Source organism: Limnoraphis robusta CS-951, assembly GCF_000972705.2.
This window is the reverse complement of record NZ_LATL02000060.1, coordinates 1-14,186: the sequence shown is the minus strand read 5'-3', so window position 1 is coordinate 14,186 and position 14,186 is coordinate 1. Positions and strand designations below refer to the sequence as shown.

The 14,186-nt window shown below is 43.5% G+C and carries 14 protein-coding genes, 1 tRNA gene and 1 riboswitch; of the genes, 4 read left to right on the top strand and 11 right to left on the bottom strand.

Annotated elements, in window-relative coordinates:
- Nucleotides 1–264 precede the first annotated feature (264 nt).
- Nucleotides 265–384: a photosystem II reaction center X protein gene (gene psbX, locus WN50_RS31815; RefSeq protein WP_072075544.1), complete on the bottom strand. Its 120-nt coding sequence runs from the start codon at nucleotides 382–384 to the stop codon at nucleotides 265–267.
- Between the two features lie 162 nt (nucleotides 385–546).
- Between psbX and WN50_RS05010 the strand changes: the two genes are divergently transcribed.
- A complete protein-coding gene (locus tag WN50_RS05010; protein ID WP_046280617.1) occupies nucleotides 547–831 on the top strand; it encodes a YggT family protein in 285 nt (94 codons plus the stop codon).
- 15 nt (nucleotides 832–846) lie between these two features.
- On the opposite strand, the gene accC is transcribed toward WN50_RS05010, so the two are convergent.
- On the bottom strand, nucleotides 847–2,202 hold the full coding sequence (gene accC, locus WN50_RS05005) for an acetyl-CoA carboxylase biotin carboxylase subunit (protein ID WP_046280616.1): 1,356 nt from the start codon (nucleotides 2,200–2,202) through the stop codon (nucleotides 847–849).
- A 193-nt stretch (nucleotides 2,203–2,395) separates the two neighbouring features.
- On the opposite strand from accC, the gene WN50_RS05000 reads away from it, so the two are divergent.
- From WN50_RS05000 to WN50_RS04990, 3 genes are all read left to right on the top strand, one after another.
- Nucleotides 2,396–2,476, top strand: a tRNA-Leu gene (locus WN50_RS05000).
- Nucleotides 2,477–2,728: 252 nt separating this feature from the next.
- Nucleotides 2,729–3,655, top strand: coding sequence for a geranylgeranyl diphosphate synthase CrtE (gene crtE, locus WN50_RS04995; protein ID WP_046280615.1), 927 nt, complete (start codon nucleotides 2,729–2,731; stop codon nucleotides 3,653–3,655).
- 14 nt (nucleotides 3,656–3,669) lie between these two features.
- The gene (locus tag WN50_RS04990) at nucleotides 3,670–4,128 is read left to right on the top strand and encodes a divergent PAP2 family protein (protein ID WP_046280614.1); all 459 of its coding nucleotides are present in this window, start codon (nucleotides 3,670–3,672) and stop codon (nucleotides 4,126–4,128) included.
- A 98-nt stretch (nucleotides 4,129–4,226) separates the two neighbouring features.
- On the opposite strand, the gene WN50_RS04985 is transcribed toward WN50_RS04990, so the two are convergent.
- From WN50_RS04985 to WN50_RS04945, 9 genes are all read right to left on the bottom strand, one after another.
- Entirely contained in the window at nucleotides 4,227–4,985 is a 759-nt protein-coding gene (locus WN50_RS04985) for a hypothetical protein (RefSeq protein WP_046280613.1), read from the bottom strand.
- Between the two features lie 49 nt (nucleotides 4,986–5,034).
- Entirely contained in the window at nucleotides 5,035–5,361 is a 327-nt protein-coding gene (locus WN50_RS04980) for an MgPME-cyclase complex family protein (RefSeq protein WP_046280612.1), read from the bottom strand.
- A 63-nt stretch (nucleotides 5,362–5,424) separates the two neighbouring features.
- Nucleotides 5,425–6,141 carry a pyridoxine 5'-phosphate synthase gene (locus tag WN50_RS04975; RefSeq protein ID WP_046280620.1) on the bottom strand — a complete coding sequence of 239 codons (717 nt, stop codon included), beginning with the start codon at nucleotides 6,139–6,141 and terminating at the stop codon, nucleotides 5,425–5,427.
- Between the two features lie 132 nt (nucleotides 6,142–6,273).
- Entirely contained in the window at nucleotides 6,274–8,355 is a 2,082-nt protein-coding gene (locus WN50_RS04970) for a cation:proton antiporter (RefSeq protein ID WP_082172313.1), read from the bottom strand.
- Between the two features lie 76 nt (nucleotides 8,356–8,431).
- Entirely contained in the window at nucleotides 8,432–9,793 is a 1,362-nt protein-coding gene (locus tag WN50_RS04965) for an ArsB/NhaD family transporter (RefSeq protein WP_235440833.1), read from the bottom strand.
- 307 nt (nucleotides 9,794–10,100) lie between these two features.
- Nucleotides 10,101–10,237, bottom strand: a riboswitch (cyclic di-AMP (ydaO/yuaA leader).
- A 171-nt stretch (nucleotides 10,238–10,408) separates the two neighbouring features.
- Nucleotides 10,409–10,774, bottom strand: a complete 366-nt coding sequence (locus WN50_RS37345) for a hypothetical protein (protein WP_046280611.1) — start codon at nucleotides 10,772–10,774, stop codon at nucleotides 10,409–10,411.
- Between the two features lie 344 nt (nucleotides 10,775–11,118).
- Nucleotides 11,119–12,915, bottom strand: coding sequence for an SLC13 family permease (locus WN50_RS04955; RefSeq protein WP_046280610.1), 1,797 nt, complete (start codon nucleotides 12,913–12,915; stop codon nucleotides 11,119–11,121).
- A gap of 29 nt (nucleotides 12,916–12,944) precedes the next feature.
- Complete coding sequence (locus WN50_RS04950; protein ID WP_046280609.1) at nucleotides 12,945–13,391, bottom strand: hypothetical protein; 447 nt, start codon at nucleotides 13,389–13,391, stop codon at nucleotides 12,945–12,947.
- A gap of 147 nt (nucleotides 13,392–13,538) precedes the next feature.
- Entirely contained in the window at nucleotides 13,539–13,979 is a 441-nt protein-coding gene (locus WN50_RS04945) for a superantigen-like protein SSL4 (RefSeq protein ID WP_152964707.1), read from the bottom strand.
- Nucleotides 13,980–14,186: the final 207 nt, after the last annotated feature.

Genomic DNA, 14,186 nt, shown 5'->3' with positions numbered 1-14,186 from the left:
ACCAGCCCCGATGAGTGTGAGGGATGCCCCAGGAGTGGGAAGAACAGAAACTTCTTCTCTCTACTGCTAGTCAGACGGAGAGACTTTCTTACGGTCAATTACCCGTATGCGACAGATCCGAAGTGGTCTAGTTGCAAGCCACATCCCCTTGTGGGTGGGGCATTTGACATATCTCTAGAAATATTTCAGTCAGCCGTTGTTCGGGTCAGGGGTTGAAAGTTGACTCAGACTCCTTACCCGAACTTTGAGCCATCCCTGATGGGATTAAGAACGGATGATCTTATCTTTCTGACTGAGAACGAACAGAGCAACAATTGCCGGAATGACAACGATCAAAGTGCCTGCTAGTAAGCTGTAAAGGAAGTTTGCTAACGAAGGGGTCATAGTAACCTGATCCTTAAAATTTACAAAGATTGCTTTAACTTTATCATTTTAACAATAGGTTAGACCGTTGAGTCATTGACTTCCACTCTGTCTTTGGGTAGCTCATAACCCGCTAAAATGAGGAACAGTTGCAGTTACAAAACTTCAAGTTTCGAGAAGAACATGACCACCGTTACCGCAGTCAGTTGGATTTTAGGCATTGTCCTAGCCGTGATGACCTTTTTCTTCATTTTCCGTATTGTCCTGACTTGGTATCCCCAAGTGGATCAGAGTCGCTTCCCGTTTAACGTGATTGTCTGGCCGACTGAACCGTTTCTGGCTGTCACCCGCAAAATTGTTCCCCCTTTAGGGGGAGTCGATATTACACCGATTATCTGGGTAGGAATTTTCAGTCTTTTACGGGAAATCCTACTCGGTCAACAAGGTCTGTTGAGAATGATCATCTAAGTCTGGAATATCCTGTTATTGCTGTTGACGACTCATCCACTGTTCAACAAAATTGGTGTAAACTTCACCTTGTATGAATTCTGGAGTTTCCAAAATCTTTTGATGAAAGCCAATGGTTGTGGGAATTCCAGTAATCGCAAACTCTCGTAAAGCCCGTTTCATCCGAGCGATCGCACTAGATCGATCAGGCCCCCAAACAATCAATTTCCCAATCAAAGAATCATAGTAAGGCGGAATTTCATAGTCGGTGTAGACATGAGAATCAATTCGCACGCCATTTCCGCCGGGGGGAAGATAAGCGCTAATTCGTCCCGGACAAGGGCGAAAATTGTGATCGGGATCTTCTGCATTAATCCGACATTCAATGGCATGACCCCGGAGTTGCACCTGTTTTTGAGTGAATTCTAGTTTTTCCCCTTGAGCAATGCGAATTTGTTCGGCGATTAAATCTAAGCCTGTTACCATCTCTGTAACGGGATGTTCAACTTGGATGCGGGTATTCATCTCCATAAAATAGAAATTCCCCGCCTTATCGAGCAAAAATTCAACCGTTCCCGCTCCAGTATAGTGAATGGACTGAGCCGCAGTCACGGCTGCTTGTCCCATTTTTTCGCGCAGATCTGAACTTAACGCCGGACTCGGGGATTCTTCCAGGAGTTTTTGATGACGTCGTTGAATCGAACAGTCCCGTTCTCCTAAGTGAATCACATTGCCGTGACTATCGGCTAAGATTTGAAACTCTATGTGACGGGGAAGTTCGATAAATTTTTCCAGATAGACACCGGGATTTCCAAAGGCGGCTTCGGCTTCTCCTTGGGCGGCGGAAAATAGTTTCGGGAGTTCAGCCGGATCACGAACTAGACGCATTCCTCGCCCTCCGCCGCCTGCGGTTGCTTTGATGATAACCGGATAGCCGATTTGTGAGGCTATTTTCGCGGCTTCTTTTTCGCTCGTGACTAGGCCATCACTGCCGGGAATAGTGGGAACCCCGACTTTTTGCATGGTTTCCTTGGCGGTTGATTTGTCGCCCATTGAACGGATCGCCTCGGGAGTCGGGCCAATAAAGGCGATATCGTGATCGGCGCAAATTTCCGCAAAACGGGCATTTTCCGCGAGGAAGCCGTAGCCTGGATGAATGGCGGTGGCGTTGCGGGTGAGGGCGGCTGAGATTATATTGGGAATGTTTAGATAGCTTTTAGCGCTACTCGGTTCACCAATGCAAACGGCTTCGTCCGCCAACTGAACATGAAGGGCGTGGTGATCAATGGTAGAATGAACGGCGACTGTGGCAATACCCAGTTCCTCACAAGTGCGGAGGATGCGTAGGGCAATTTCCCCCCGGTTGGCAATTAGGATCTTTGAAAACCGCATCTTCTGTGCTGCTCGGTCAATAATCAGTTTAGGATAAACTGTTTTGGTCAACAGGGAAAGAGATAAAACGCAACAATGTTGTTACAGGCGATCGCTGACTTTTGGAAACTCTGTTGATATTGCTGAAAGTTTATGATATGATAGAAGACGCGCTGTGAAACGTTCAGTTTGACTGAGATTTCATTGAGCCTAAGCGGATGTGGCGGAATTGGTATACGCGCACGTTTGAGGGGCGTGTGGCTTTGCCTTGCGAGTTCGAGTCTCGCCATCCGCATACCAAAAATCACAAGCAAAGTCGTAAGAGGTTGACTGAAAGCATAACTTTTATGTAGTAGAAGGGTTATGTTTTCAATCCCAAGTCGATGCAGCAACCCTCAATCTTTGGGTAGTTCACTAAAACCGTAGATGCCAACTTTGGTATCCCCTAAACTTTTCTGAGTCGGATTGAGAGATAATCGACTTTGGGTGTCACAAGACCCGTACAATGGGATTGACGAAATATGACTCAGTACGGACAAACAGCGTTATGGTATTGACTGGAGAAAACCCATCACCCCCGACAAGCTCGACGTTTGACCTATCGACTTATTTGGCGGAACGCAAGGCTGAGGTCGAAATAGCACTTGATGACTCAGTTCAAGTCACCTATCCCGAGAAAATTTATGAGGCGATGCGGTATTCACTGCTAGCGACAGGAAAGCGTCTGCGTCCGATCTTGTGTCTGGCGACTTGTGAGTTGTTAGGGGGAACGGCGGAGATGGCGATGCCAACGGCTTGCGCCCTAGAGATGATCCACACCATGTCCTTGATCCATGATGACCTGCCTGCGATGGATAATGATGATTATCGTCGGGGACAACTCACTAACCACAAGGTTTATGGTGAAGATATTGCGATTTTAGCCGGGGATGGGTTGTTAAGCTATGCGTTTGAATTTGTAGCAACTCAAACCACAAATGTACCCCCTCAACAGGTTTTACAGGTGATAGGCCGTTTAGGTCAAGCGGTGGGCGCTACCGGACTGGTGGGCGGTCAAGTGGTAGATTTAGAATCAGAAGGTAAAACAGACATTACAGAAGAACGCCTAACATTCATTCATACCCATAAAACCGGAGCTTTGTTAGAAGCTTGTGTCGTTTGCGGCGCTATTTTAGCTGGAGCATCAATAGAGAACTTAGAACGGCTATCAAGCTATGCTCAGAAAATCGGTTTGGCGTTTCAGATAGTTGATGATATTCTCGATATTACTGCAACTCAAGAAGAACTAGGAAAAACAGCCGGAAAAGATCTCAAAGCTCAAAAAGCGACTTATCCTAGTCTTTGGGGACTCGAAGAATCAAAACGTCGAGCCACTGAACTGATCCAACAGGCTCAAGCGGAACTCGCTCCGTTTGGAGAAGCGGCGACTCCCTTAATTGCGATCGCTCAATTTATCACCAGTCGCAGTCATTAGAGGTGTCTAACTCCATGCAAGACTTTGGCAATATTCTGGATAACCAAGTCCTGATGGTCTCCCTTTTCGCTTGTCTGTTTGCTCAAATGGCGAAGTTGACGATTGAGTTAATCAGACATGGAAAAATCAATTTTCGGGCGTTAGTCACAACAGGCGGGATGCCGAGTTCTCACTCTGCTTTTGTCTCCGCATTAGCTACAGGTGTCGGACAAACAATTGGCTGGGAAAGTCCTGAATTTGCGATCTCCGTTGTCTTTGCTTTTATTGTTATGTACGATGCGACGGGAGTTCGTCAAGCGGCGGGTCAACAAGCTCGTATTTTGAATCAGATTATTGATGAGTTATTTCAGGAGCATCCCCAATTTAACGAAGATCGCCTCAAGGAGTTACTTGGTCATACCCCTTTTCAGGTGATTGTGGGTTTGGCTTTGGGAGTGGTTATTTCTTGGATCGCAAAATTGGCTTATCCGTAAATGGGCGCAGGGAAACAGTGAACAGTTTTTGCAGTAATCAGTAATCCGTTTTTTTCCCTGTTCCCTGTAACCTGTCCCCTATTCTTTATCTTCTGAGACTAGGGGTTAACGTTCGGGCTGATCAGCGTTACCCTGCGACTATCAACCATCAGAGATAAGAAACCCCGATTACTTAAGGTTTGTAATGTAGAGGTGGCGGTTTCTAAGCTGTTTGTCTGTGTGACAAGTAAATAGGGACGCTGACCATAAGAAGCTAAACCGACTGCTGTTCCAGTGATTTCTTCGATTTCTGCGGCTAAATCGGGTTGATTGAGGTAGTCTACTAACACCGCATACCCTGAACCGAGCCTCCGGGGATTAAAGCGAGCTTGTTCGCTAGAAGGTTGAGGTTGAGGCTGAGGTTGAGGCTGAGGTTGAGAACGAGGTTGAGAACGAGGTCGAGCTTGAGAACGGGGTTCTGTTTGCAACTCAGATGCAGGTGAACGGTTCACGACAGGGCGGGTGGGAGGACGTTCTGAAACGGTTTCGGGTTTGACGACATAGGTTTGCAAACCGGAACTCTCTTTAAGATAAGCCGCCCAATCTTCTGCAATCAGTTGATCTTTAAAACCACCTACTCGCGTAACCAGATCCTCAACATAGCGACAAACTTCACTTTTGATATCACTGGGTAACGTTTTACGGGCTAAGTCCTGTTCAGCAGTGGTTTCGCTCACAATCAATACAAGATACTCTCCAGAAGCTGGCGGTTCACAAGAGGCAGCAGCACTCGCAACGTTTGGACTCACGCTATAACTGGTGAGTAGAACTGCGATCGCCGTGAACCTAAACCATTTCTTGACACCAATTTGAACCATAGCTCAGATCTCAACTGACTGTGAGCAGACCTATTTTAGCAGTCTGTGATCACGCTACCGCCAAAGACGCTAACGGATCAGCAATACTGGATGAGGGGGCTTGAAAATTCCCTGTCGCGACGAATTCTAAACGGAGTTTCAACCAAATAATAAACTGCTCATTGGTGGAAATGACAGCCACCGCAGGTTGAGGACATTTTGCTTTAACGTCCGCCAGTTCCGGCGCTTCGAGAAAAGCAGGTTGGGGAACTAACCAGAAGTCAATTTCTTTTTCCTGTTCTTGGTAGTAGCGAGTTCGTTCTTTGAGAACTTCTTCAAAGGGTTCTTCTTCGAGAAGAAAGTGTTGACTGGCTAAAAGATAGTAGTAAGTTTTCATGGTTCGTTGTGAATCAATAATTCGTTGTTTGTTCTGAAAAAAAGGTGAGTGATCACGAACAGTTTACAGAGCGATCAGGGCTTGTTTCATTTCCCGAACGGCTCGATCTAAGCCCACCAGAACCGCTCGACTGATAATGCTATGACCAATATTGAGTTCTTCCATTCCCTCAATACAAGCGACGGGGTAAACGTTCCAGTAGGTCAAACCATGACCCGCATTCACCCGCAGTCCCGCATTTTGAGCCAGTTGACTCCCTTCGATCAATAGCTTGAGTTCTTGGTATTGCTGATCCCCTTTGGCGTCAGCATAACAACCTGTGTGTAACTCCACAAAAACAGCTTTTGTGCGGGCTGAAGCTTCAATTTGAGCAGGGTTTGCATCAATAAACAAACTGACGGGAATTCCTGCATCTTGCAGTTTACCAACAACTGCACTCATTCGCTCCTGTTGACCAACGATATCGAGTCCGCCTTCGGTGGTGACTTCTTCTCGTCGTTCTGGAACTAGAGTAATATAGTCCGGTCGAATGTCCAATGCGATCGCCACCATTTCATCGGTAGGTGCCATTTCTAGATTAAGATGAGTCCGCACCGTTTCTCGCAACAGCCGCACATCTCGTTGTTGAATATGACGGCGATCTTCGCGTAAATGTACGGTAATCCCATCTGCACCTGCCAATTCTGCAATCACTGCCCCCGCCACCGGATCGGGTTCGATGGTTCGACGAGCTTGACGCAGTGTGGCGATATGGTCAATATTGACTCCCAAAGTCGGCAACTTAGCCTGTCCTCGTGTTGAATGTTCCCGTTTTATCAGTTTACAGTCACCCGTCACCCGTGACCAGTTTTTTCAGTTATTAATGTTGTTTTCAGTGACATAGATTTTGATCTCACCCGCCCCTACAGCCTGCTATACTTGCGGTTCACCGAACATCACCACTGAACAGCGTAGGTTTTGCATGACTTCATGGGTGACGCTACTGACAGCTAAACCGCCTGCTGTGCGGCGACGTTGCGATCGCAATACCACGAGATCAAATCCTTTGGCTTGTTCTAAAATCGTTCCAACGACATCATTAGTCGCCCTAACAACAATGTTGGAGTTGATCGAAGAGCCTTCTACACTGAGGATTTCTGTTAATTGCGTTTCCATGATGGTAATTTGCTGAGGAGTAGTTTGAGCCGGACAAATATGTAATAGAGTGACAGCCGCTTTGTTGGTAGAGGCTAAAAGTTGAGCAAAACGAATGGTTCTAATGGTTCGCGGTGCTATAGTTTTAACTAAGACTAAAATCTGACGAATTTGCACAGGTTCTTGTAATAATCGCATCACCGCTACTGGACAGTGAGACGACCAAAATACGCTATCAATCACCGTTCCAAACAGTCGCGCTCGTAAACTGGTATTTTCGCTCCAACCCATGACGATTAAACTCGCATCTTTTTCGCAAGCGGTGCGAGTAATTCCTGTAGCAACATCGCCATCAATTCTGAGAATTGGTTCCGTTTTAACGTTGAACTCTTGACCGACTTCTTCTGAGCGTTTTAATAATAATCTACTGTATTTTAATGCTTTTTGAAATTCGGGTTCATCCATGTGAACTTGGGCGTGAGTTGCGATCGCTAAAGGAACAATTGATCCCTCTTCGTGACGAGCAACTAAAGCCGCCATTTCCATCAAATAGCGTTGAGTATCGGGGTTATATATCGGAACAACAACGGTAAAAGGTAGAGTTTTTTCGGCTTCTTGGCTATTTTCCCCGTCCTTGATCGTGGGGTTAATATTAAAGGATGATTTGGCTGCTTTCAGGGGAAGCAAGCGAGGTGCATATTTTTGGGTCAGTAACGGGCCTAAAATCGAGGTCGCTAACATTAAGACAATCACACTATTAAAGACTTCTTCACTCAGTAAACCGACATTAAAACCGACTAAAGCTGCTGCTAGAGTTGTTGCGACTTGAGGGATGGAAAGTGACCAAATTAACAGGGTTTCGTCTCGGCTGTAACCGTAGAGTAATTTAACAGCCCAGGCTGCAATGAATTTACTAATTATTAACCCTAAAACAATAGCGAGAGGTAAGGTAAAATTTGTGGTTAAGGTAGAGAGAAAAACCGGAACATTCAGAAAAAGCCCCATCGCAATGAAGAAAAAGGGAATAAACAATACACTGCCTACAAATTCCACTTTGTCTTTAACGAGGCTATTTCCCACCGCATCGTTAACGGCTAAACCTGCTAAAAATGCCCCAACAATTTGATCGATCTGAATAATTTGAGCGCCAACAGAAGCGAGAAATACTGATAATAAAACAAATAAGAACTGATTGCCTTCTTCACTGCCATTTCTTTTAAAATAGGCTTTTCCAGCCCAATCAAAGCCAAATAAAACGACAGCCGAATAAATCGCTAGGCTTCCCAGTTGCCAACTCAAACTATAGAGTGAAAATTCTCCGGCTTGAACTGACACACAAATTGCCAAGACTAATAAAGCGCTAATACTGGTAAAAATCGTAGCCCCAACACTAATAATAATTGGTTCAGTATCAATCAGTCCTAAGCGTTGAACAATGGGATAAGCCAACAGCGTATGAGAAGCCAGTAAGGAACCAATTAAAATAGCCGCATTCCAACCAAAGCCGAACCAAAGCCCAATAGCAATTCCCGCCAGCATGGGAAAAATAAAGGTAGAAATTCCAAAGCCTATCGCCCGATCTTTTTTGCTTTTAAACTGGGCGAGATCAATTTCTAAACCCGCTACAAACATCAGGTAAATTTTCCCGATGTCTGACAGCAGTTTCATGGTTTCCGATTGAGAATCTAATACGCCTAAACCATGTTCACCTAAAACTACACCTGCTAATAATAATCCCACGAGTCCAGGAAGACGGAGACGTTCAAACCAGGGCGGTAACGTCAGAGAAACGAGTAGTAATATGGTAAAGATGACAATGGGGCTGTCTGGTAGCCAATTGAGTAGTTGCATGGTTGGCATTCACGAGTCAAAACCAATACCAACGATAACCCATTTCAAAGAAATCAACAACTGAAGTCAATCTCAAAAAAAAGGATTATGACTGTTTGAGAAACATAACTCCAACATATATTGCGGCTGCTACCAGTTGAACTCCCATGACTGGTAATCCGTATTTGAGAAACCTTTTAAATGAAATCGTGCGTCCATGTTGTTCAGAAATCCCGGCAGCCACAATGTTAGCAGAAGCCCCTAATAAAGTGCCGTTGCCGCCCAAAGTCGCACCATACATCATCGCATAAAATAAAGGTAAGACTTCAACCGGAAACTGTCCTTGAAAATCTACGGCTAATACTTCAGGCCCGGCTAAACCGACATTCACTAAATATTGTTTGAGAAGGGGAACCATCGCCACGACGAGGGGAATATTCGGAACAATACTGGAAAGAAGACCCACAAAAAACAGTAAAAGAATTGAACCAAAAGCAATATTTGTACCCACGACAACGGCTAAAACGCCAGATAAACTATTAATGACCCCGGTTTTTTCCAGTCCTCCCACTAACACAAAGACAGCCATAAAGAAGAGTAAGGTACTCCAGTCAATATCCCGGAGAATATGGTTGATCGAATCAATATGACTATGATGGGATAATAGCAGGGCTAAAGCTGCCCCTAATAACGCTACAGCCCCCGGTGAAACAGGAATCGGTAAGGATTCTCCGATGATAAAAAAGGTGATCACAAAAGCTGCAATTAGACCTCCTATAGCTAAGGTTCGGGGATGATTAATTTTAGGGAGAGAAAGTTTATCAATATTTTTTAATTTGGCTCTCCAGATTTTTGGGAATAAAATAGGCAGTAACAGAATTACACTTAAAACCGCTACCGCACCGCCTAAGCTGAGGCGAAATAAGTAATCTGTAAAACTCATGTTAATCGCATCTCCGACGATATAGGTTGCCGGATCGCCGACTAAGGTTAATAATCCTGCACTATTGGCGATAAAAACCATTAAAATCAACAATGGCACAAAGTCAATTCCGATTTGTGTCGCCATTGGTGGAATGAGAGGTGCGAGTAACATCACCGTTGTCGCGTTGGGAAGAACGGCACAAATGGGGGCGGTAATTGCTACAATTCCCAGAAGTAATCGCTTTCCTTCTCCTTTAGAAATAATCACCATTTTTGTCGCGAGATAGGCAAAAACATTAGTCGGTTCAAAGGCACGAACTAACACCATTACCCCAAAGAATAAAGCAAGAGTGGCATGACTTTGACTAATATAATTAACCGCCTCTGCTAAAGTCATTACATGAAGAAAAACCAAAATTAAGGCACCTAAAAGTGCAGCAATGGTTAAGTGTAGAAAATCTGTCGTAATGAAAAACATTACGGCGATAAATGTTGTAGCTGCAATGAAAGGCTGAAAGTTACCCATAGATTGAAAATGATCCATAGCAGTAGACCTGATAATTAGTGATGTTGGAGGGTTCGACTCGGCTGTGACCATTTAGGTAAGTCTAAAAAAATACCTAACATTCGATGGATAGCCTAAAACTTGCAGTTAGGTTTGAGGAAAATTCAACCTAACTAACTGACTAGAATTATTAAGTTTGAGTAGGGTTGGAAAAAGTTAAATCCAACCCCTAAAAAATTTATTTTTCACAATGCCTCAATCAAACAAACAGGTACATAGAAGCGAGCAGTACCAATGGTTGCAACTGAGAGAATCAAGACATTGTAATAGTATACGTGTCGATTCTTCAGTCTCCCCTCAATGCCTACGGAGTTAGCTGACGGGCTAGGATTGAGAGATATCCTTCTTGACTCATCGGGAGTCAAAGATAAGCCCCAAAAAGTGGTTCCTCCGCTCCCCATTGTTCCCAGGCGCAATGCTGAGAAGATAATGAGAGATTAGGCTGACTTGCTCTTGATGAACGTAGCGTAACATATTTTTTTTCAGAAGGGAAGATCTGTATAGAATTAATTAAGATTAGTTAATCAAATCCCCAGCTTCATCAAGAAACGGGGGACTTGTATTACTGATTAAACAAGATTACAGGGATTGAGTTTACCACCATTTGCGATTCCCTTCTTCATCAACACGGGCTTGACGAATGACATCAGAAATCTCTTCAGCATCTTGAACATGGTGTAATGCTTCTTTATTCCCATCTTCATCTTCTACGATAAAATAAGTGGGAACAACAACATGATCTCCAGTCGGATCGGGCGCATCAACAGCCACTTGTTTAGCCTTTTCTTCGAGAGACATAGAATCATCAATGCGATCGCCAGGGTTGGCTGTTAAGCGATTTCCCTTTTCTTTTAATTCTGCTTTTTGTTGACGTTTTTGTTGAGGATCAACTTCCTGGGGGTTCATCGGTTGTTGAATATCGGAATTTTTTTGATCTTCGTTTCTGGTATCACTAGGCATTACTTTAATCTCCTTTTATCAGGATCTTCAAAAATTGACTTTTTTTTACTGTAGTCAATTTATGCCTAGACTTTCATCTTGCTTTAGGAGTAATCTTTCAAAATTCCTAAAAATTATCCTCCTTCTTCAGAGAGAAAGAAGCGATAAAATATCTCTTCTCTCTCTATATTAAAATCTACCTATAGCAATCAGAAATGATTTGTGAGAAATCTAAAAGCTGATAAAAAGTCTGTAACGACTTTCCAAGATTGCCTCTTGCCTTTTGCCTCTTGCCTTTTGCCTTTTGCCTTTTGCCTTTTGCAAGAAGATATGACACACAACTCAGAACGGACTGCTATATTACTTCAGGGTTCTAAACCATACAGCCAGACAATTAATAGGGGTGTAACAATTGCCATCAATAAATTCAGAGGTCCACCGACGCGCAAAAAGTCAACAAACTTGTATCCTCCAGGCCCGTAAACCATTGTATTAGTTTGATAGCCAATGGGTGTCATAAAGCTATTAGAAGCAGCAAATGTCACCGCAAACATAAAAGCCAAAGGGTTGAGATTTAACGTTTCTGCAACTTGTACAGCAATGGGAATCATTAAAACAACTGAAGCATTATTAGAGAGAATTTCGGTTAATACAGAGGTTGCAGCAAAGAAAAAGGTTAAAATCCAATAGCCAGAAAGATTACCGCCTAATCCAGCAATGAAATTCCCTAGTAATTCTGTAGCGCCAGATTTATCCATTGCTGTTCCTAAAGGAATCAAACCTGCTAACAGAAAAATCACATCCCAACGTACCGCCCCGTAAATTTCCCCGGGTTTCAGACAACCTGTAACAATCATTAAAATTACGCCTGTTAAACCAGTAATTAAAATTGGCAGCAAGTCAAAGGCTGCAACCCCAATCACAGCCAGGGTAATTAATACCGCAATCAGGGCTTTATCTGTGCGAAGGGTTTCGACATCTTGTTGTTCTAAAACCAGGAGTTCTCGGGTTGTTTGTAAACCAATAAAACTCTGTTTCGGGCCTTGAACCAATAACAAATCACCAAATCGTAAGGGAATTCGACCTAAACGACCTCGCAATAATTCAGCCCCTCTACGGATGGCTAAAACCGTCGCATTATACCGTTGTCGAAAGCGTAATTCTTTCAGTGTTGTGCCAATTAAACGGGAATTTGATAGAATTAAAACTTCCCCAATTTTCTCTTCTTCAGTGGTTAAAATAGATTCAATTTCTTGGGTTTGAAACTGTACATCGGGTAACAGACTTAACCCTCGTTCTTCGCGGATTTTGAGTAAATCATCTTTCCCACTCCGAACGATCAAAATATCTCCAACCCCTAAAACTTTATCCCCCAAGGGTTGAGAAAAACGCATACCATTTTGAACAATTTCTAGAACATCCAAATCAAACTTACGTTGAATTTCACTGCCACTGAGAGTTTGTCCAACTAGACTGGAACGGGGTGTGATAATTAATTCAGTGAGGTAGTCTTTAATGTCATAATCTTCACCAATAAATTCAGTCGCAAGCGGTTTGCGATTCGGTAAAAGTTTAGGGGCGATGAAGGCTAGATAAACTAAACCGATCAGAAAGGTAAGAATTCCCAGTTTGGTAAACTGAAAGATACTAAATTCACCATATCCTAGTTTTTTAGAAACCCCACTGGCTAAAATATTGGTGGAAGTGCCAATTAAGGTAATCATCCCGCCTAAAATGGTGACAAAAGAAAGCGGCATTAACAGCTTAGAAACTGATATTCGTTGTTTTTTGCACCAATCTTCGATAATCGGTAAAAAAATCGCGACAACAGCAGTATTATTGATCAAACCACTAATCGGGCCAACAATAACTCCCATCGCAATGATTTGCTGAGTGAGGTTATTTCCGCCCCATTTGGTTAAGCTATCTCGGGCAATTTGTACGACTCCAGTGCGAGTAATTCCAGCACTGAGAATAAACATTGCCATCACGGTAATTGTTGCCGAGTTGCCAAATCCTGCAATGCCTTCTTCGGGTGTTACTAACCCGAATATCATTAAAACAACAGCGACACAAATTGCTGTAGTATCGACTGGAAGCAATTCAAAAATAAAAGAAGTTAATGCAATGACTAAGATCCCGAGGGTTAAAACGATTTCCATACAATTTGCAATCAATCTCGATAAAATGACTAGGGAAAAAGTAGACCAAGAGCAATCGTTAAACTCGCAATTATTATTCCTTTTTGGCGACCAAAACTAATAAATAGTCTTCTTTGAGTCAACCAAAACATCACGCTTCCGCTCGTTCCCCCTACGAGCAGAGTAATCAAAGCAATGGAGAGAATTTTGAGCCAAGTTACAGGCAGAATAATGGCAGCAAAAGCCAAAGTTAAAACACTCAGAATCGTTAAAAAACTGCACCCAATTAAAATTGTTTCTAGGGAATAAAAACCCATGCTAATTCCCGCAGCCATCATTCCCAGTCCGATCATTATCGGTGTTGTTGGGAGTTGAATGACATCAAGATACCAACTAATTCCCTGGGAGATGGAAAATAATAAGATAACTTCTACCCATTCTGCTATTTTGATTGTGTGATCAACTTCAAGAGCAGATTCGGATTTGACTTTACTCATTCTATTCGATAGATATCGGATTGTCTATAGTCAGAATCCCCCGCCAAAAGCAGGGGACTCTGAAGAGATATGTTTCGATGTCAGAAGTTTATTGAGACTGGGGAAATTTCCCCAGGGGATGTTATCTGATTGAAATTCTACTTAGAATTACTGTGCAGGTTCTTCTACAGTGGGTTCAATCTCTTCAGTAGCTTCAATCTCTTCAGTCGATAAGGACTCTTGGCTGGTGCTAGACTCGACTTCAGTCATATCAGTCGCACTCTCTTCAATGACAGTATTTTCTTCTTCAATAACACTGGGTTGAGAAGCGTCTGAATTTTCAACTTCAGGAGAAACAACCGGAGTGGCTGAATAGCCTGCATCGGATGAATTTTCAACCGCTTGACTTTCAGGAGTCTCAATAGAAGACTGAGGAGAAGTGGTTGCTTCAGGAGAAGGAGAAGGAGAAGCGGGTGCTTCCGGTGCCGGAGAGGTTTCGGTTGCGGGAGGAGTTTCGGTTTCTGGAGTAGTAGAAGTTTGTTGACAAGCGGTGAGGGTTCCGAAAGAAACAGTGGCGAGGATAGCCAATACCAAGGAAACTCGTTTCATTTTTTCTCCTTTAAGAGTCATTAATCTAGCAGTTTAACAGTTGAGTTCTGTCCCTTTGGACAAATTAAGCTCGCCCTAGAATAAGGCTTGTTTGAAGGAATGTCAACCTATCGTGAGGAGTAAGGTCAATTACCCCGACCCGCTAACGCTGAGGTCGGGGCTTGTATCTGGACTCCACCTCAACTCTAAGAATCTTTGCAGATTCTT